The sequence below is a fragment of the Acinetobacter sp. RIT698 genome, assembly GCF_009668065.1.
GTDB lineage: Bacteria > Pseudomonadota > Gammaproteobacteria > Pseudomonadales > Moraxellaceae > Acinetobacter > Acinetobacter guillouiae.
On the sequence record NZ_WJYH01000052.1, the window covers coordinates 11,893 to 29,955 of the forward strand.

The 18,063-nt window shown below is 38.4% G+C and carries 20 protein-coding genes and 1 pseudogene; 13 read left to right on the plus strand and 8 right to left on the minus strand.

The annotated features are described in order from the left end of the window. Window positions 1–183: 183 nt before the first annotated feature. A complete protein-coding gene (locus tag GJV03_RS17980) occupies window positions 184–942 on the plus strand; it encodes a ribosomal protein L7/L12 (protein WP_252720738.1) in 759 nt (252 codons plus the stop codon). A 141-nt stretch (window positions 943–1,083) separates the two neighbouring features. Next, window positions 1,084–1,665 (plus strand): hypothetical protein, encoded by a 582-nt coding sequence (locus tag GJV03_RS17985; RefSeq protein WP_154130745.1) that lies wholly within the window; start codon window positions 1,084–1,086, stop codon window positions 1,663–1,665. Between the two features lie 16 nt (window positions 1,666–1,681). On the opposite strand, the gene GJV03_RS17990 is transcribed toward GJV03_RS17985, so the two are convergent. Beyond that, a complete protein-coding gene (locus tag GJV03_RS17990; RefSeq protein WP_151956816.1) occupies window positions 1,682–2,692 on the minus strand; it encodes a metallophosphoesterase in 1,011 nt (336 codons plus the stop codon). A 162-nt stretch (window positions 2,693–2,854) separates the two neighbouring features. Between GJV03_RS17990 and GJV03_RS17995 the strand changes: the two genes are divergently transcribed. After that, window positions 2,855–4,483, plus strand: coding sequence for a phospholipase D family protein (locus GJV03_RS17995; RefSeq protein WP_004722927.1), 1,629 nt, complete (start codon window positions 2,855–2,857; stop codon window positions 4,481–4,483). Between the two features lie 624 nt (window positions 4,484–5,107). On the opposite strand, the gene GJV03_RS18000 is transcribed toward GJV03_RS17995, so the two are convergent. Next, window positions 5,108–5,920, minus strand: coding sequence for a lysophospholipid acyltransferase family protein (locus tag GJV03_RS18000; protein WP_056514743.1), 813 nt, complete (start codon window positions 5,918–5,920; stop codon window positions 5,108–5,110). Between the two features lie 348 nt (window positions 5,921–6,268). Between GJV03_RS18000 and hflX the strand changes: the two genes are divergently transcribed. From hflX to GJV03_RS18025, 5 genes are all read left to right on the plus strand, one after another. Continuing rightward, window positions 6,269–7,600 (plus strand): ribosome rescue GTPase HflX, encoded by a 1,332-nt coding sequence (hflX, locus tag GJV03_RS18005; RefSeq protein ID WP_004722930.1) that lies wholly within the window; start codon window positions 6,269–6,271, stop codon window positions 7,598–7,600. Window positions 7,601–7,643: 43 nt separating this feature from the next. After that, window positions 7,644–8,015 carry a hypothetical protein gene (locus GJV03_RS18010; protein ID WP_034610058.1) on the plus strand — a complete coding sequence of 124 codons (372 nt, stop codon included), beginning with the start codon at window positions 7,644–7,646 and terminating at the stop codon, window positions 8,013–8,015. 9 nt (window positions 8,016–8,024) lie between these two features. Further along, the gene (locus tag GJV03_RS18015; protein ID WP_154130746.1) at window positions 8,025–8,693 is read left to right on the plus strand and encodes an LrgB family protein; all 669 of its coding nucleotides are present in this window, start codon (window positions 8,025–8,027) and stop codon (window positions 8,691–8,693) included. A 94-nt stretch (window positions 8,694–8,787) separates the two neighbouring features. Then, complete coding sequence (locus tag GJV03_RS18020; protein ID WP_004722935.1) at window positions 8,788–9,231, plus strand: DUF2147 domain-containing protein; 444 nt, start codon at window positions 8,788–8,790, stop codon at window positions 9,229–9,231. A 52-nt stretch (window positions 9,232–9,283) separates the two neighbouring features. After that, entirely contained in the window at window positions 9,284–9,730 is a 447-nt protein-coding gene (locus tag GJV03_RS18025; RefSeq protein ID WP_154130747.1) for a DUF2147 domain-containing protein, read from the plus strand. A 130-nt stretch (window positions 9,731–9,860) separates the two neighbouring features. Here the strand turns inward: GJV03_RS18025 and GJV03_RS18030 are convergent, their stop codons facing one another. The 5 genes from GJV03_RS18030 to GJV03_RS18050 all read right to left on the minus strand — a co-directional run bounded on the left by GJV03_RS18030 (window position 9,861) and on the right by GJV03_RS18050 (window position 14,415). Next, on the minus strand, window positions 9,861–10,709 hold the full coding sequence (locus tag GJV03_RS18030) for a symmetrical bis(5'-nucleosyl)-tetraphosphatase (protein ID WP_154130748.1): 849 nt from the start codon (window positions 10,707–10,709) through the stop codon (window positions 9,861–9,863). After that, window positions 10,710–11,522 carry a 16S rRNA (adenine(1518)-N(6)/adenine(1519)-N(6))-dimethyltransferase RsmA gene (rsmA, locus tag GJV03_RS18035; protein ID WP_004722938.1) on the minus strand — a complete coding sequence of 271 codons (813 nt, stop codon included), beginning with the start codon at window positions 11,520–11,522 and terminating at the stop codon, window positions 10,710–10,712. Between the two features lie 27 nt (window positions 11,523–11,549). Continuing rightward, window positions 11,550–12,401 (minus strand): pilus assembly protein PilJ, encoded by an 852-nt coding sequence (locus GJV03_RS18040; protein WP_154130749.1) that lies wholly within the window; start codon window positions 12,399–12,401, stop codon window positions 11,550–11,552. Window positions 12,402–12,449: 48 nt separating this feature from the next. Continuing rightward, the gene (gene pdxA, locus GJV03_RS18045) at window positions 12,450–13,421 is read right to left on the minus strand and encodes a 4-hydroxythreonine-4-phosphate dehydrogenase PdxA (RefSeq protein WP_056514762.1); all 972 of its coding nucleotides are present in this window, start codon (window positions 13,419–13,421) and stop codon (window positions 12,450–12,452) included. A gap of 424 nt (window positions 13,422–13,845) precedes the next feature. Then, window positions 13,846–14,415: a hypothetical protein gene (locus tag GJV03_RS18050; RefSeq protein ID WP_154130750.1), complete on the minus strand. Its 570-nt coding sequence runs from the start codon at window positions 14,413–14,415 to the stop codon at window positions 13,846–13,848. 251 nt (window positions 14,416–14,666) lie between these two features. Here GJV03_RS18050 and rplM point away from each other — a divergent pair, with 251 nt between their 5' ends. Together rplM and rpsI are read left to right on the plus strand one after the other, a co-directional pair. Then, window positions 14,667–15,095, plus strand: a complete 429-nt coding sequence (gene rplM / locus GJV03_RS18055; RefSeq protein WP_004722943.1) for a 50S ribosomal protein L13 — start codon at window positions 14,667–14,669, stop codon at window positions 15,093–15,095. A 12-nt stretch (window positions 15,096–15,107) separates the two neighbouring features. Further along, on the plus strand, window positions 15,108–15,494 hold the full coding sequence (gene rpsI, locus GJV03_RS18060; protein WP_004647927.1) for a 30S ribosomal protein S9: 387 nt from the start codon (window positions 15,108–15,110) through the stop codon (window positions 15,492–15,494). Between the two features lie 178 nt (window positions 15,495–15,672). Here rpsI and GJV03_RS18065 read toward each other — a convergent pair. After that, window positions 15,673–15,981: pseudogene (locus tag GJV03_RS18065) on the minus strand (hypothetical protein); the annotation flags it as partial. A gap of 170 nt (window positions 15,982–16,151) precedes the next feature. On the opposite strand from GJV03_RS18065, the gene GJV03_RS18070 reads away from it, so the two are divergent. The 3 genes from GJV03_RS18070 to GJV03_RS18080 are packed head-to-tail and all read left to right on the plus strand — an operon-like array spanning window position 16,152 to window position 17,947. Next, window positions 16,152–16,805, plus strand: coding sequence for a glutathione S-transferase N-terminal domain-containing protein (locus GJV03_RS18070; protein ID WP_004722947.1), 654 nt, complete (start codon window positions 16,152–16,154; stop codon window positions 16,803–16,805). A 26-nt stretch (window positions 16,806–16,831) separates the two neighbouring features. Further along, the gene (locus GJV03_RS18075) at window positions 16,832–17,272 is read left to right on the plus strand and encodes a ClpXP protease specificity-enhancing factor (RefSeq protein ID WP_154130751.1); all 441 of its coding nucleotides are present in this window, start codon (window positions 16,832–16,834) and stop codon (window positions 17,270–17,272) included. A 15-nt stretch (window positions 17,273–17,287) separates the two neighbouring features. Then, window positions 17,288–17,947, plus strand: a complete 660-nt coding sequence (locus GJV03_RS18080; RefSeq protein ID WP_151956812.1) for a hypothetical protein — start codon at window positions 17,288–17,290, stop codon at window positions 17,945–17,947. Window positions 17,948–18,063 lie beyond the last annotated feature (116 nt).

Genomic DNA, 18,063 nt, shown 5'->3' on the forward strand with positions numbered 1-18,063 from the left:
GGTTATAAATATTATGACTTTTACAATAGCAAAGTTTTATGACAGTTTTAAAATATTGCCTATTCGCACACAAATTACTACTTTTATTTGGCATCAATTTGTAATAAAAATTGAATTAATTCTATGATTAGGGTCTGTTGTTGATCAATATTCATTGATGATTAAACCAATAATGAAAGGTGCATGATGCCAAACTTTAACCCACAACAACGACAAGAAATTCTGTTACTGATTCAACAAGGTCGTAAAGTTGAAGCAGTTAAATGGGTCAAAGACCATTCAGATTTAGGCTTAAAAGAAGCCAAGGATTATGTAGAAAATCTGACAGAAAACGCATACAACTTCGCATTTGCAGATACAGCTCAAAGTGATAGTTCCCGTGATATACACTTGCAAATTCCTCAACAAGACATCCTTTCCCTAATCCAACAAAATCGTAAAATTGAAGCGATTAAACTAGTCATGGAAAATTCAAACCTTGGGCTAAAAGATGCCAAAGACTTTGTAGAACAGCTCACTGAAAATCCCAATTTAGCAATCAATCAGTTTCAGTTCGATGATGATTTTTATGACAGTCAGCATCCTCGCTATAAGACAATTCAGTCAAATTTTGAAACTGGTGAAATCTATGTGTTATATCAAGATCATCAAAAAGTGTTGATTGATGAACATCATCCTGACTGGGATGAAATTATGCGTCATTTTACACAAGGTGAAACATATGATTCGGCTACTGCCTATATTGCTGCGATGAAAGCCAAAGCACGTGATAGTGCTGTCAATTCGACACATAATGTTCAGTCAATTCCCCGCCCATCCAGCGTGACAACACAACCTGTCGGTATTGAAGATCAAACCAAGAAAAAAGGCTTACCTATTGTTATGCTTGTTGTTATTGCGATTGTTGCTGTGATTGCCTATCAATTTTTTATCAAGCAATAAGATGCAACACCGCGATAAAATTTAACATGGCAATAAGGTTGAATGTGCAATGCGGGATGATTAATAAAGTTTAAAACAGTCAAAAGAAAGCCATTCAACTAAACGCTATTGTTCTCATCATTTAAATTATTCGAGATGCGTATGTACCAATTGAATCAAACACAATTACAAACATTGCTTGATCTGCTTGAACACCATCAAACAGAACAGGCTGAACAATTCCTTATTGCACACCTTCAGCTAGATCCTACCGCAGCAAAAAATTTAGTCCGCATCCTACATGAATCACCAGATGCGCTTCAGGCTTTTAAAGCAAACCCTCAAATTTTATCGGGCGAAATGCCGAATATAAAAAATGAAAGCAAATCTTTTGAATTCAACTTTTCATCTAGTACTGTGAAAATGACCAATCAGGATGGTAAGACCATTGAAATCAATGATCAACATCCAGACTGGCAAGAGGTCAAAAAACAATTCCAAATCGATTTGACTCAACCAGATGCTTTATCCAAATTTGCCGAAAACTTTATGCAAGGACAGACGCAAAATACCTCATCACAAGCAAAGTCTTCATCTTATGATTCAACAAGCCCTACTCACGCTTCGGTTCAAACCTCAGGGGTGGAAGACTTGAGTCATCAGAATAAGTCCAGCAGCATGCTGTTATTGATTGGGTTTCTTGTTTTGATTGGGATTTCAGCCTTTTACTATTTTAAAACATGATTGATCAGTATGAAAATTAACTCAGCTCAATAATATCAATGGTTGGTGGTACTCTAAACCGAAAAGGTACACCCACCATACCGGTACCGACACTGACAAATACATCGGCATTTTCATGCTGATACAAGCCTCGTTTATGACCAAGGATAGAAACTTTTTTCATCACATAACTGGTCAACCACGGCAATTCAACTTGCCCACCATGAGTATGCCCTGACAGCATCAACGGACGTGTAGGCAACTGTGGCACCATATCTACCGTATCGGGGTTATGTGACAAAATTAACCACGGCTTGTCTTGAGGTAAATCAGGCATATAACGCATATCCGCCTTGCCTGCCCATAAATCCCCGACACCGATTAAGCGAAAATCATCAAATTCAACAATTTTACCTTCAATATCCATCACGTTATTGGCCTCTAAGGCACTGGCCAATAAAGCTTGAATCGGTGGTCCTGGATACTGCTCATCATGATTACCATTTACTGAATAAACCGGAGCTTCGATCTGTTTTAAAATCGCCAGTTCTTCAACCAATTTATTTTCAGGTTCATAGGTCCAATCCCCTGCAACCACGACAAAATCGGGTTGAGCCAAATTAATTTTTTTGACAATTGTTTTAAGCTGACGCTCATGTCCAGAAAACAGACCAATGTGTAAATCAGCAAGCAACGCAACTTTAATCGGTTGAGTGAAGGTTTTCTCCTGCCCCAACGAATATTGTATATGCTGAACATGAACTCGATGTGGTTCAATAAAGCGTGCATAAATCAGCAATGCACTGAGCAAGAAAATAAAAATACTTTCATGTAATGAGAATTTTCCGATATAACCTGCATAAATGCTAAAAAATAACAACGGAATTAATAAATAAGACAGGTAGAATGCCAGTAAATGGACGAAAGACTTAAAAGGATGGATCGTTTCAGTTCTAGATTGACTTAACCATGCTTGGCTTATTCCCCATATCGCAAGCACAATGAAGCAGAGATAAAAAATTGATGTAACAGTTAGGGTTGGAAACATATTCAATCTCGCAAGTCGCGTGTACTTGTCATCTCTTTATTTATCTTTTGAAAAGGCTACATTGGCATTTCATAAATGGATTGCATTTCGGCAAACATCGACGAATTGTCAATATATCCTCAGGCAATTATACTCTAGCTCTGAGAAATCTTAGAAAATATTATGCAAAGAACGATCAATCGTAATACCCAATTACAGCAAAAAGCTCACAATCACCATGCTTCAAAATATTGGGTGATGATCGGTTCTTGCCTATTACTCAGCCTTTCTGCCTGCTCAACCCTACCCCGACAAGAAAATATTAAACCCGAATATGCCTACGATATAGACACCAAAGACACCCCTTTGGCGCAAATTATTTCTCCATTAAAAGCGCAAAACCCTGAGTTAACCGGTTATCACGTTCTTTATGATCCGCTGGAAGCAATCGCAGCACGCATCAATTTAATTGAAAAAGCACAAAAAACTTTAGATTTGCAATATTACATTTGGGACAATGACAAAATTGGCTCATTGGCTTTATACAAAATTATTGAAGCCGCAGATCGCGGTGTTAAAGTTCGTTTACTGATTGATGATAATAATGCTAAACAAATGGAAGGGGTTTATCTCGCCTTAGATCAACACCCAAACATTGAAGTAAAACTATTTAACCCTTACCGTTTTAGAAGTATTCGCCCCATAGACATGGTGCTGGATTTAAAACGTATCAATCGTCGCATGCATAACAAGACCTTTACTGCTGACAATCAAATTTCATTAATTGGCGGGCGTAATATGAGTAATCAATATTATAACGTCAGTGATAATTACCAATTTTCAGATGTAGATGTCATGCTGGTGGGTCAAGCGGTAGACGATATTACCCACTCCTTTGACGAATACTGGAATCATAGCTACGCTTATCCGGTGAGAAATATTGTCAATCACAGTACCTACACCTTACGTTATGACAGCCTAAAAGAACAATTAACCCATCATTACCAAGAAATTACGGTTCAAAATTATTTGAATTTAAGTAATCGCACCCATGCTTTTGATCAGTGGCTCAATCAGAATATTCAACTAGATTGGGTCAAAGCAGAGGTGGTCAAAGATGCTCCTGATAAAATTCAGGCCAAGGCCAAAAAAGAACAGCATCTTAACTTCCAAATGGTGAAGCGCTTAGATATCCCGACTCAAAATGTCGATCTGATTTCTGCTTATTTTGTTCCGCAAAAAAAAGGGGCAAAGAAACTGGTTGAGTTGGCAGATGAGGGCGTTAAAGTACGTGTCCTGACCAACTCATTTAAAGCCAATGATGTCGCGTTGGTGCATGCATTTTATGCAAAATATCGAGATAATTTATTAAAAAATGGTGTCGAGCTTTATGAGTTTCTGCCTGCCGTTTCTGAAGAGAATCTCTATGCCAATTCAGAAGAAATCTCAAAGAAAGCCAAAGTTAGCTTAAAAGGCTTAAGCCGTTCTAGCTTGCATGCCAAACTGATGGCTGTAGATAATAAACAAGTGTTTATTGGCTCATTTAATTTCGACCCACGTTCAGCTAACTTAAATACTGAGATTGGGGTCATTATCAATAGCCCACCGTTGGCGATTGCCGTACATAAAACTATGGACGATAATTTAAAAAAATATGCTTATAAGCTGGTTTTAGATTCACAGAATAAAATCAACTGGCTCAAAGAAACGCCTCAAGGCATTGTCACTTTAAGAAAAGAGCCAAAAATGAAGTGGTGGCAAAAAGCAGGAATTAAGGTGATTTCTTGGTTGCCGATTGAGGGCTTTATGTAATCCTGAATAGTTTCACATATATGGTATAAGCACTGAATAAGCAAAGTAAGACCATTCATGAAAATTTGCATAATACATGGTGTTTTCACTGCCTTATATTTTGAGAAAAGTTTAGATCGATTTGCGTAGGCGATGCTCTACTTTTCTCGGGCAATGCCAAAACTTGCGCTGCAAACAAAGCCGTGCTTTGTTTTTGCTCATGTTGGTCAAAGGGGATATCCTTATCGCCCTTGACCAACGGCGGCATCCATGCCGCCAAACGCGATAGCGATGTCAGGTAAAATCGGCTGATGGAAAAAGCAAAAACCATTTTATTTATGTCAAGTTAATAATATTGATCGGTATAATATCTAAAAAACGTTGAGCATGAGTGAGGCAATATCGTTGAGAAAAAATAATGCCTTCACTGTATTTTTGAATCTGGAATCAGGCGTCCTAACTTTTTCTTTTTCGAACAATCCTCGTTATGACTATGCTCCAGTGACAAATATTCTGCCTGCTGATTAAAGATCATGATCATCTATTCTGATAAAGAATAAAGACGTTTTATAAACCTACACACTCTCGCAGACAGCTTCCCTTGGCCTATTCAAAACAGTCAGAGACATCATTTTGAATAGATCGTTAATCTGTTAGGACTTCTTTCTGTAGATCTTCCAAACCTTTTTGCATCATCACTTGCACTTGTTGCGTCAGACTTTCAACCGTATGCCCTTCTGTTGCAATCGCAGGAAAAGTTTTGAGATGCGCCACAACCTTTGGCATTTCCAGCACAGCTTGGACATGTTCGACAAATGTGGTTTCACCAATAAAAGGCACTACGGTATCTAATTGCCCATGTTGATTTACATAGCAAATCACACATACTTGTACAGGTTTCTTGGCTTCGATTGCTGCACCTAAGATCCGACCATGTACTTTTTTGACTTTTGAACCATCTGTGGTCGTTGCTTCAGGGAAAAACAACACTGGAATATCTTTACTTAAGAACTCAGCGATTTGCTCTCGAATACGCACCGAATCCCCTGAACCACGTTTAATAAATAAGGTTCCACCACCTTTAGCCAAATTGCCAAAAACTGGCCATTTTTCAATTTCAGCTTTCGCTAAAAAGAATACCCGTGCCCCTGAACCTAAAACAGCAATATCCAACCATGAAATATGATTACTCACCCACAATGCTGGTTCACGCGGAATATCGCCATGTACACGCACGTCGACATTAAATACTTCACTTAAACGGCGACAAAAATACTGCACATAACGGGTATTTTTAGGATTATTCGGATCTTTATAGAGTTGATGGCGGTAAACCAGATAAAAGCCTTCTGCAACAGCAGATGTTCCTGATACCAGTTTTTTACTGTACAAAAAGACTTTAGATAAAGCACTTAATTTCGATGATTTTGACTTTTTGATTGCTTGTTGTTGAGTCATAGATATTCACTAAACAAAATGTATGTCATATTAAACTGACACTATTGTATACATATCTAAATCAACTTGCATTCATCATAAAGACAACAACATTGATTTACTGAGCGAAATGAATAGCCAAATCACCTCAACGCTAAATTGTAGCAAAATTTGCGCTCCATCAAGCAGCTATACATTTTTACTAAATTTTAACTCCCCCGTTAAAACAACAGGAAAACCCAAATTAAGATTTCACCATAAATTCATATATTTATAATTTTATTGCAATACTTTGCATACGGCTTAGGATTTCACACGGAATATCCTTTAGAATGATTTTTCTAATCTAATGTCTGAGTTTTACAATCTGTGGAATACTTTGATCAAAATCAAGGTGGTGAAAAAACCATTTTAGTCAGTGTAAATGTTCAAATCTTAGAAGATCTTGATGCAGAAGAATTTCGATTACTGGCTAAATCTGCGGGCGCGGATATATTAGAGCATTTAAGCGTACAACGGATTAAACCCGATCCTAAGTTCTTTATTGGTTCAGGTAAAGCAGAAGAAATTGCTGAACAAGTTGAAGCTGATGAAGTGGAGTTGGTTATTTTCGACCAAGCACTGTCACCCGCTCAGGAACGTAATTTAGAACGTATTTTAAAATGTCGTGTGATTGACCGTACGGGTTTGATTCTTGATATTTTTGCGCAACGTGCCCGTACCCATGAAGGTAAGCTGCAAGTTGAATTGGCTCAGTTAGATCACCTTTCATCACGTTTAGTCCGCAGTCGTAGTAATCTAGACAGTCAGAAAGGCGGTATTGGTCTACGTGGACCCGGTGAAACCTTACTTGAAACAGATCGACGTCTATTACGCATCCGTATGGAACAGCTCAAAGATCGTCTGGAAAAAGTCCGAAAAACACGAATTCAAGGTCGTGCTGCTCGCCAAAAAGCCAATATCCCAACCGTGTCTTTGGTCGGTTATACCAACGCAGGCAAATCAACACTTTTTAATATTTTAGCAAATAGTGATGTTTATGCAGCGGATCAATTATTTGCCACACTCGACCCAACCTTACGCCGTTTAGATTGGGATGGTATTGGCACGCTTGTTCTTGCAGACACTGTTGGTTTTGTGCGCAATCTCGCTCATTCTTTAGTCGAATCCTTTAAGGCAACTTTGGAAGAAACTTTAGAAGCCTCTTTACTGTTACATATCATCGATTCGAGTAGTCCAGATGTCATGGAACAGATTGATGCTGTAGAAACGGTGTTAAATGAAATTGGCGCAGATGTTCCGATATTAAGAGTTTATAACAAGATCGATCAAAGCGGCGAAGAAGCCAAAATCGTTTATGCCAAACCGCACCAACCTGAACGTGTTTATGTTTCAGCCCATACACAACAAGGTTTAGACTTGTTACGTAAAGCGGTCCATGAATGTTTGATGGGGCAAATTCAACGTTTTGAACTGCAATTAAAACCCGCTTATGGCAAGTTAAAAAATCAACTTTACGATCTTAACGTCATCGAATCTGAGCATTATGATGATGAAGGCAACTTACAATTGGTGGTTGCCATGGCACCACAAAAACTGGAACAGCTCATCAATCAGGCACATTTACCCCTCGTTGAAATCCTTGGAAATAAGGCAGAACAATTTAAAAGGCCGTTAGAAGAGTTTGAAATAAAGCGCTAAATCGGTTAAAACGTGAAAGATCAATTTTTATAAATAAACACACATGGATCAGTTAAAAGGTATCGATTGGCAAGCATGGATCTTCACAATAGGACTTATCATCTTCTTTCGTGAAGCTTCTGTGTTGGTGATGTCACAATTTAATCATCCTGAATTGGGCAATTTAACAGGTCTACTCAGCTTACTGTTTGTGTTGGTTTTATGGCGTAGATTCAAAAAAATCCCTGCCCGTCTGGTCGATACCAATAATAAATTAATGAGAGAAAGTGGCTTTGCTTTCTTACCGATATGCGCGGGTTCATTAATCATGCTGGTCAGTATGGGAAAAGAGATCCCATTATTTCTGGTTGTGATGTTTGTCAGCACACTGATTCCACTCTGGATTTATGCAAAAATGGCGAAGAAGTGGCTATAGGAGGCTGATATGTTAAGTGTACTCACTGGGTTTTTAATCACGCTAATTGCCTATTTGGCAGCGAAACCAATTAATAAACGCTTTCCTCAAATTCCGCTTCTGGTCATTGGCATGTTTTTTGTGATTGGAATTTTAATGATCTTTAAAATTCCTTATGAAAAATACAATACCGATATGAATGGTCTATTTAGCCACCTACTCGGTTATGTCACTGTGGCATTGGCTATTCCATTAGCGGCAATGCGTTATGATGATTTACCACTGAAATCTGTTGTCGGGATCTTGGTGTTTGCCAGTATCAGCGCTGTCGCATTACCCATGAGCTTGGCTTATTTACTGCATATGTCGGAACCGACCATTATGGCCTTTGCCACACGTGCTGTGACTACCCCAATTGCAATCAATATTGCAACTTTATTGCACTCACCAGTCACATTGGTGATTTTGATCGTCATTTTATCGGGCGTGATTGGGGCCGCATTTTCATCGATTATTTTACGCAATATTAATGATGAACGCGCGTCTGGCTTGGCTTTAGGACTGGCTGCACATGCCATCGGAACGGCCCAAGCTTGGCAACGTGGCGCGGTTGCAGGTCGTTATGCAGCCTTTGGAATGGCAGTAAATGCGGTGTTCACAGCCATCTGGTTGCCAACCTTTGTACTTTTTATAAAATAAATGTGATTTAGTTTACTTTTCACATGATTGCCTAGAGTAATTATTCAGCTTAAGATGAACTATTCTTTCCCCCATTTTGATAAGGAATCAATAAATGAGGTTTAATAAGTTCATCTTAGGGACATTATTTTCTGTTTTAAGCTGTAGCAGTATGGCAAAAGATATCACCGGTATTTGGAAAAATATCGATGATAAAACTGGCTCATCTAAAGCTGTGCTTGAAATACGCAAAGAAGCCAATGGCACATATACTGGTAAAATCATCAAAATCACCCCACGTCCTGGTTATACTCCAAAAGAAACCTGTATAGACTGTCCAGCGCCTTATACCAATAAACCCATTTTAGGTATGGATGTTCTTAAAAATCTCAAACAAACCAGTGAAGAAGATTATGTCGGTGGAAAAATTATTGACCCACTTACAGGTAAAATTTACTCCATGAAAGCCAAACTCAACTCAAACGGTAATCGCTTGATGTTAAGAGGTTATGTGGGGGTGTCTGCACTTGGTCGTAGTCAAACTTGGATTCGTGAATAAGGTTTTATTCACTAATCACAACATTTAAACTTAAAAGAAAATAGGTATGCTTATGAAAAAAGGAATTTTCAGTTGTATGCTACTGGGAATGATCAGCTGGACACATGCAGCTGACATCACTGGTACATGGCGCACTGTTGATGATAAAACAGGTTATGTTCGCGCACATATTCAAATCGAGAAACTAAAAGATGATACTTATATCGGGAAAATCATTAAAGATTTTCCTGCACCCGGTGAAACGGCTTTAACACAATGCCGCAATTGCCCCGCACCCTTTACCAATAAACCGATTATTGGCTTAACCATTTTACAAAAGTTAAAAGCTGATCCAAATAACCCAAACAACTATATTGGTGGTGAAGTTCTGGATCCTCGTGGAGGAAAAATTTATCACGGTAAAGCCCGCTTAAATGCAAGTGGAAACCGCCTGACCTTACGTGGCTATCTTGGTATTTCGCTGATTGGTCGAAGTCAAACATGGATTCGACAAGAATAATTTGCTTTTCAGTTGATAGACAAACCCGCCATTTAAAAGATTAAAATCATTGAAAATGGCACATTAACACTATGCTTGAATCTCGTGAAATTATCCAAAATAAAAGCCACATCTTGTGGCTTTATTCATATCAAAAAACAGGATTATCGACACTAAAAAGTTTTTGATCCTCTAGTCGATAAGCCAGCAGTTGATGCCCCCAGACACAGCCACCATCGACATTTTGGATTTGCGCATTGATACGCTCACCTTGCAACGCTGCCCAATGTCCAAAAACGATTTGATGAGTTTTTGCTGTCTGTGATTCAAATTTAAACCATGGCTGAAAACCTGCTGGCATCGGCTCATCTAAAGCATCTTTAAAACTAAACTCTAAACGACCTTGTGCATCTGTCAGGCGCATACGGGTTAGATAATTGGTAATACAACGTAAGCGAGCATGACCTTGTAAATCATCACCCCATAAATCTGGTTCAGTGCCATACATCTCTTTTAGAAATGAATCGAGCACAGCAAAGTCATCATGCGCTAAGACTGCTTGCACTTCTTTGGCCAACGCGGCAGTCTTTTCCGCATCCCAAATATTCGGGATACCCGCATGGGTCAAAATCGTCTTTTCATTGGGAAATAAACACAAAGGCTGTTTACGCAACCAATCAACCAATTCATCACTTTCTAAAGCATGAATGACATCATCAATATGGTCTTTTTCTTTGAGTTTTTTGATCCCACGTGCAACCGCCAGCAGATTTAAATCATGATTGCCAAGGACTGTCGCAGCATTGCCTTGTTCGCATAATTTTTTGATAAAGCGTAATGCACCCACTGAGTTTTCACCACGGGCGATTAAATCGCCCGCAAACCAAATAAAATCATGATCAGCATCGAACTGGATTTCTTTGAGTAGTGCTTTCAGTGCTTCAAAACACCCTTGTACATCGCCAATCACATAATTATATCTGACTTTTTTCAGTGCCATTTAAGCCACCATTTGGTCAGATAATGCAACAAACTGAGCCAATGTTAAGGTTTCTGGACGTGCCATTGGATCTACACCAGCATTTTCAAAACCGTCTTCTACCAACATGCCTTTTAAGCTATTACGTAGCGTTTTTCGGCGTTGTGTAAACACATGCGATACCAAACGAGCCAAGGCTTTTTCACTTTTAGCAACAATTGGTTTAGTCGCATAAGGCTCTAAACGAAATACCGCAGATGTTACTTTTGGTGGTGGATTGAATGATCCCGGTGGTACTTCAAACAAGAAAGTAGGTTTACAAAAGTATTGAATCATCACCGACAAACGCCCATATTCTTTGGTGTTTGGAGACGCGGTAATACGATCAACCACTTCTTTTTGCAACATAAAATGCATGTCTTTGACTTTGTCACCAAATTCCAAAAGATGGAAAAGCAAAGGCGTTGAAATATTATAAGGTAGGTTTCCGACCACACGTAAAGGACGACCTTCCTGAAATAATTCAGTAAAATCATATTTTAACGCATCAGTTTCAATGATGGTGAGGCGTTCAGGATGTGGTACTCGACCCGGCAAGCCTGCTGCCAAGTCACGATCCAGTTCTAGCACAGTCAAAGCGTCACATTCACCATTTAAAGGTGAAGTTAAAGCGGCTAAACCCGGTCCAATTTCAACAATATTTTCCCCTGATCGTGGGGCAACAGAACGAACAATTTTGGCAATCACACGTTGGTCATGTAAGAAGTTTTGTCCAAAACGCTTACGCGTATGATGCCCTTCATCTTTAGGGTTTAGGGCATTAATTTGATACATAAAATTCTCCACATTGATTGATGACCACTATTGCGTATTCGACTCTAACTTGCTTAGGCCATTAAAGATTTCATCAGATTTAGTCACATTTTCACTCGCTGCTTTATATGCTAAAGCGAGATTCTCTGGTTTTCTAAGAAGATTCATAACCTCAGACTCTGAGATTTTCTTAACATCTTCTTGAATTGACTCTAAGCCCTCACGCATCTCTGCATCTTTAACACGATCTATACCCAGTTCAGTATTTCCTTTAAGTTGTGCTTCAAGGTAGATATTCAATACCTCAAGATCAGCCAGAAAATCTTCCATATTGATTGCTGAATCTTCATCACCTCTGGATATTTTTTGCATTGAACGTAATACACGCTCACCCAAAAAAACTTGATTTTTTGCAATGATAGCTTGAGTTGAAGGATAATTTAAGCGGACCATTCGATCTACCACTAAATTATATTCAGCTTGAATACCAGGTATAATTTCTTGAACAAAAATACTGAAGTCTTGTAAAGCCATTAGTTTATCTCGATGCTTTACCAGAAGATCAATATTAGCATTGATTGCTTCTCCGTCTTTAAGCATTTTATCCATGCCACTATGATTCGCATATTTTTTATGCACCATTGCCAATGCTTGATTAAATTTTTCTTGGCTGTTCTTTAAATTATCTACAGTGAGTGAACCAGCATATTGCACAACATCTTGTGACTGTCTTGGAATTTGCAGTGATAAAACCCTTAAATCACAAACACTGTGATCCATTGCAAGGTTCGAGCAAGCAGATAGCATAGCGGCGATCAATACAGCCGCTATGCTATTTTTTATGCAACGCTTCATGGATTGTGGTTTTATATGGTTGTTCTTATGCTTAATGATTGACATTACTAACTTTCCATCGATGTAAAATTTAAAAATTATTATTCAATAAAGTTAATTCGAGCGAGCGAGATCAAGCGCTAAATCGACAGCGACATGCAAACTTGAACTTTTTGCAAGGCCTGTACCTGCAAGGGAGAGCGCAGTACCATGATCAACTGAGGTACGAATAAAAGGTAACCCTAAAGTAATATTGATGGCTTCACCAAATCCCTGCGATTTTAACACAGGTAAACCTTGATCGTGATACATCGCCAAAACAGCATCAGTATCTTTTAAATGATCCACAGTAAATAAGGTATCAGCAGGCATACTTAAACTCATGTCTATGCCTTGGACTCGATAACTTTCAAGCACTGGATTGATCGTATCAATTTCTTCATGACCTAAGTAGCCACCCTCTCCAGCATGCGGGTTTAAACCACACACTAAAATACGCGGATGATTAATTTTAAATTTTGTTTTTAAATCATGAATAAGAATATCAATTACCTGATGGAGACGCTGTTTGGTAATGGCATCTGCAACATCCCGCAATGGTAAATGCGTGGTCACTAAAGCGACTCTTAAGGTTTTTGTTGCAAGCATCATGACCACACGTTCCACGCCGGCAAACTCTTGGTAATACTCTGTATGGCCGCTGAAGTGGATCCCTGCATCATTGATGATTGACTTTTGTACAGGTCCAGTTGCCACTCCAACACTGAGGCCTTGCATAGCATAGTATGCAGTTCGGCGTAATTGTTCGATCACATATGCAGAGTTTTGTGGGTTTAACTCACCTAAGACAACATCTACAGCTAAAGGAACATGTTCCACATAGAGCTGACCTTGAGCCAAACACTCCTTCTGCCCTTGATACTCAATAAGCTGAATGCTTTTGTTTAAAATTTTGGCACGATCCCTCAACATGTTGATATCAGCCAATACAACAACTGGACGATCATCGATACGATCTGCCAAATCTAAACAAATATCTGGGCCAATGCCAGCAGGCTCACCACTGGTTATATATAAAGGAAGCATCTAGAACTCTTTTAACAGACCTTGCAGAGACAGTATACATCGGTTCTAAATTATCATTTCCAATTCAAGTTCATTTTTATATCGAATATAACGGAAACATGTAAAAAATTAACCAAAAACAATTTCTCGAGAGAACTATGCGACTCAATTGTAAACATTTTTTCTATTTCAGTTTTAGATAGCTGAAATTTATAATGAAAAATATATATAAAAATACATCACTTATGCTGTAAATCAGCAATAAAGTTAGGTCGATTACAGCTTAAGTTTAAAGTCTAAAAGAAATATCCTTTGCAAAACTATACCTCCCTACATATTTCCATCATTGTAATCTAAGTCAAAAGTTATCTATTCGATGACTATTCTTTTAGCAATTCATTCTATAAAAATTAACGGATTGAATATCACATCGTAAACAGAATGCTTAGAGCTGACTTTTAGACGCTGGCCGAGTTTCTGGTTGAGCTTGCTCTTGATCAACTTTAGTGAAATCAAACATCGATTCAACGTCTTTCCCACACTTGGCTGGATCAATATGTTGATCAAAGATTATTCTGACTCGATGGTTTGGTTCAACTTTCCCATAGACTGTATATTCGCCACTTCGGCTTTTATCATCGTCATCCTCCCATTGCACGACAGCATCGACTTCTTCACCAATAGGGATGTGTTGCGTTTGAATGAGTAATCCAATCGCTTGGCAAGGATATGCGGTTTGAATTTCTTCACTAAAATCGACAGTCATCCATTTCGCATCCAAGATCGTATCTAATTCTCCTCGCTGTTGTTTTCTTGCTGCTTTTTCTTCTTCGGTTTTTCCTACTTGTTTTATTTTTTCATTTTCCCATGTTTTTTCATTTTCTAATATGTTCTTTGAATTCATTTGATTGAACTGGGCTTGCTGATCCAGCAAATCCGCTTGAGCAAAACTCAGGTTTAAGTTACCTATACCCAATAGCAGTAGAACGAATTTTATTGAATTTATTATTTTCATTTTTGCCTGACTTATTTTCTCTATATCACCTTAATTATTCATGAATCCCGTCACAATTCCAATATAAATCAGAAAACCTTACAACATTTTATCCAAACTAAGCTTTGCTTTTGGGTACGTTTATCAATATAATGATGCGCTTGAAATTCAATATTTCAATTGCGACTCTAACTCTTTTCAGATAGAATTCGCACTCCTTTTTGTTTGGACAGATTCCATAGTCCAAACCAACTATAATAGGTAGTGGTTTAATGAAAACTCTCAGCGCTAAGCCAGCTGAAGTTCAACACGACTGGTATGTTGTTGATGCTTCTGGCAAAACTTTAGGTCGCCTTGCGACTGAAATCGCTCGTCGTTTACGCGGTAAACACAAAACTTCTTATACGCCTCACGTTGACACTGGTGACTACATCGTTGTGATCAATGCTGAACAAGTACAAGTGACTGGTAAAAAATCACTTGATAAGAAATACTATCGCCACACTGGTTTCCCTGGTGGTATTCGTGAAACTAATTTCGAAAAATTAGTTGCTCACAAACCAGAAGAAATCTTCGAACGTGCTGTAAAAGGCATGTTGCCAAAAGGTCCTCTTGGTTACGCGATGATCAAGAAAATGAAAGTGTACGCTGGTACTGAGCATCCTCATACTGCTCAACAGCCACAAGTTTTGGACATCTAAGGGATACAGCACATGGCTACTAACTATGGTACAGGTCGCCGTAAGACCGCAACTGCACGTGTTTTCCTATCAGCTGGTACTGGTAAACTCGTAATCAACAACCGCACTCTTGAACAGTATTTCGGTCGTGAAACTGCTCGTATGGTTGTTCGTCAACCACTTGAGCTTTTAGAAGTTACTGAAAAATTTGACCTTTACATCACTGTTGCTGGTGGTGGTATCGGTGGTCAAGCAGGCGCTATCCGTCACGGTATTACTCGTGCATTGATCGCTTCTGATGAGACTTTAAAACCTGCTCTTCGTCAAGCTGGTTTCGTTACTCGTGATGCTCGTGAAGTTGAACGTAAGAAACTTGGTTTACGTAAAGCTCGTAAACGTCCTCAATTCTCTAAACGTTAATTCGTTTACCGAATCGGACAAAAAAACCTCGGCATTTGCCGAGGTTTTTTTATGGGGTAACTATTTGAAGTTACTTTGTTTTATCTCGTTTAGAACAGTCCATGACAGCGTCAGTAATCCCATCGGCAGCTTTTGATTCTGTAATCGTACAACCATTTTCCTGATAAGTTCGAGTTTCCTTAGAAAACTTATGATCTTTCGGAAGCGGTGCATTACATGGCTTATCAGTCTTTACATTAACCATTTTCACAGGTCCATCATTATAGATCGTCACCTTACAACCTTTTACGACATATTCTTGTTTGATCCCACCATACATTTCATCTTCAGAAGCAGCAGACGCAACATCACAGGCCTCATCTGCACTACATAAGGCCCCTGCTCCAGCCACTTCCGCTCCAGCGGCTTCGATTGCTTCAGCAGAAGCCTCTTGTACTTGAGCATCTACAGATTGCTTCTTTGCATATGTATTTGAAATACTCATCATCAACAGCAATGCCAAAGCTAATTTACTGTGCTTATTTATTAAATTCATAGGTTTATCCTTGTTTTCTATCTACTTGATAGCAATACCCACCATAAGCTTATTAAAGTTAAGATGATTTTATTGTCTATTTTTAGTATTCTACTCTATTCACTTCACTTAGTTTTTGGAATATGCCTGTCGAAAATGCACCTCAACAAGGGATTACGTTGTATAGCCACGAGGATGACTTTCGTTCACATTGGATTAGATTTCTTCTTGCAGAAAAACAAATTAAACACACCTTAATCATTGTCGAAGAAGATGATGAAGATTTAGCCAGTTTAAATCCATATAATCAACTACCTATGCTGATTGAAAATGATTTAAAGCTGTTTAATACCAGTATTATTTCTGAATACTTAGATGACCGTTATCGACAAAATAAACTCTATGCGGATGCCCCAGCACCACGCGCAGAGCAAAGACAGTATATTTGGCGCTTTGAACAAGATTGGCTTAAACTTGCAGACATTATGCTACGCCACCCAGACACACTTAATGAAGCTGCAAAAAAGAATGCACAAAAACAATTAAAAGATACTTTGGTATCCCTGACCCCACTTTTTCAACATTATCCTTATTTTATGTCTGAAAACTTTACAATTTTAGATTGCATGTTAGCGCCAATTTTCATACGGTTAAAACATATGGGAATTGAATTACCGAAACAGCAATCTCGTCCAATTTTATTATATTGCCAACGGATTTTTAGCCGCCCTGCTTTTTTAAAGTCGATGACTTTTAAAGAGAAAAACAGATATAGTGAATTTTTGGCAAAATTCTAGATCGCAAATCAATAGAGTATTTTTTAATGTCTGAACAAGAATTGAACTTAACCCCAACTCGACCATACCTTGCACGCGCAATATATGAATGGATTTGCGACAACAATTTAACGCCATACTTACTTGTTGACGCAACCAAACCCTATACCGATGTACCACAACAATTTGTACAAGATGAGCAAATTGTATTGAACATCGCACCACATTCTGTGCATATGTTAAATATGACCAATGAAGCAATTACCTTCTCTGCTCGATTTAGTGGTGCATCTAAAGATATCTATGTGCCTATAAATGCAGTATTAGGCTTGTATGCACGCGAAAATGGACAAGGATTATTCTTTGATCCTGATGAATATGCCAATGTGCAAATAGATGAAGATGTTTTAGAATCAAATACTAGTGAAGAAGTAGAAACTAAAACTGAGGCACCAAAGAAAAAACCAAGTTTAAGAATTTTAGAATAGAACAAGGAGAACTGAATGGCTTTTGATCTCGTACAATACTTTGCTGAGCAGATAAAGATTCAAAAGCCTCAGCTATTATCTCAATTAGAGCCTGCTCAACGTATAGCACATATTGAAGAACTCAATGCTTTAACGTTGGGTAAACTCATTACGCTATGGCGTAAAGATGATGATGCGTTGTATCAAGAAATTCTTTCGCAAGATCAGTTATACAGCCAAGAAATTTCTCGACACCTCACCACCTCTACTCAGAATAAATCCAGTTTAGATAAATCTATACTTGAACCAGCAACAACGGAAATTCTTGAACTACAGCTTGCTGAATTAAAGCAACTTGAAACAGCAGGAAGTTTAGGTAAGCGAGGGCTTCGAGAATTGGTGATTGGGCAAATTGAGCACCTCTCAGGTCAGGCGAAGGATTGGGTTTGGTCAACAAACGAACTAACCGAACTGATTGGCTCTCAACCTGTGCCTGAAGAAGAGATATCATTAGATGAAGCGATGAAGGAGTTTAATCAAATGGTCAATGTTCAAAAAGCAGATCTTCATACAGATCACCAAGAAGTCGTAGTAACCGAAACGGCAAATCCTACTTGGGCTAAAATTGCAGAACCTGTGGTGGCACTTGTGGTTTTGTATATTCTTTTTGAAGCAGCGACGAAGCTTTTTGCTTAATTTAGTCTGATAATCAAAAATTATAAAAAGCGATCGAAATGATCGCTTTTTTTCATGTAAAAAATACTTAAGTAATTTTAATCATTTCACGTGATTAAAATCACAGTAATAATATT

Excerpts from the sequence above, each read along its gene's own strand:
- GJV03_RS17980 (WP_252720738.1), top strand. The coding sequence starts at position 184 with ATGATGCCAAACTTTAACCCACAACAACGACAAGAAATTCTGTTACTG.
- GJV03_RS17985 (WP_154130745.1), top strand. The coding sequence starts at position 1,084 with ATGTACCAATTGAATCAAACACAATTACAAACATTGCTTGATCTGCTT.
- GJV03_RS17990 (WP_151956816.1), bottom strand. The coding sequence starts at position 2,692 with ATGTTTCCAACCCTAACTGTTACATCAATTTTTTATCTCTGCTTCATT.
- GJV03_RS17995 (WP_004722927.1), top strand. The coding sequence starts at position 2,855 with ATGCAAAGAACGATCAATCGTAATACCCAATTACAGCAAAAAGCTCAC.
- GJV03_RS18000 (WP_056514743.1), bottom strand. The coding sequence starts at position 5,920 with ATGACTCAACAACAAGCAATCAAAAAGTCAAAATCATCGAAATTAAGT.
- GJV03_RS18010 (WP_034610058.1), top strand. The coding sequence starts at position 7,644 with ATGGATCAGTTAAAAGGTATCGATTGGCAAGCATGGATCTTCACAATA.
- GJV03_RS18015 (WP_154130746.1), top strand. The coding sequence starts at position 8,025 with ATGTTAAGTGTACTCACTGGGTTTTTAATCACGCTAATTGCCTATTTG.
- GJV03_RS18020 (WP_004722935.1), top strand. The coding sequence starts at position 8,788 with ATGAGGTTTAATAAGTTCATCTTAGGGACATTATTTTCTGTTTTAAGC.
- GJV03_RS18025 (WP_154130747.1), top strand. The coding sequence starts at position 9,284 with ATGAAAAAAGGAATTTTCAGTTGTATGCTACTGGGAATGATCAGCTGG.
- GJV03_RS18030 (WP_154130748.1), bottom strand. The coding sequence starts at position 10,709 with ATGGCACTGAAAAAAGTCAGATATAATTATGTGATTGGCGATGTACAA.
- rsmA (WP_004722938.1), bottom strand. The coding sequence starts at position 11,522 with ATGTATCAAATTAATGCCCTAAACCCTAAAGATGAAGGGCATCATACG.
- GJV03_RS18040 (WP_154130749.1), bottom strand. The coding sequence starts at position 12,401 with ATGTCAATCATTAAGCATAAGAACAACCATATAAAACCACAATCCATG.
- pdxA (WP_056514762.1), bottom strand. The coding sequence starts at position 13,421 with ATGCTTCCTTTATATATAACCAGTGGTGAGCCTGCTGGCATTGGCCCA.
- GJV03_RS18050 (WP_154130750.1), bottom strand. The coding sequence starts at position 14,415 with ATGAAAATAATAAATTCAATAAAATTCGTTCTACTGCTATTGGGTATA.
- rplM (WP_004722943.1), top strand. The coding sequence starts at position 14,667 with ATGAAAACTCTCAGCGCTAAGCCAGCTGAAGTTCAACACGACTGGTAT.
- rpsI (WP_004647927.1), top strand. The coding sequence starts at position 15,108 with ATGGCTACTAACTATGGTACAGGTCGCCGTAAGACCGCAACTGCACGT.
- GJV03_RS18070 (WP_004722947.1), top strand. The coding sequence starts at position 16,152 with ATGCCTGTCGAAAATGCACCTCAACAAGGGATTACGTTGTATAGCCAC.
- GJV03_RS18075 (WP_154130751.1), top strand. The coding sequence starts at position 16,832 with ATGTCTGAACAAGAATTGAACTTAACCCCAACTCGACCATACCTTGCA.
- GJV03_RS18080 (WP_151956812.1), top strand. The coding sequence starts at position 17,288 with ATGGCTTTTGATCTCGTACAATACTTTGCTGAGCAGATAAAGATTCAA.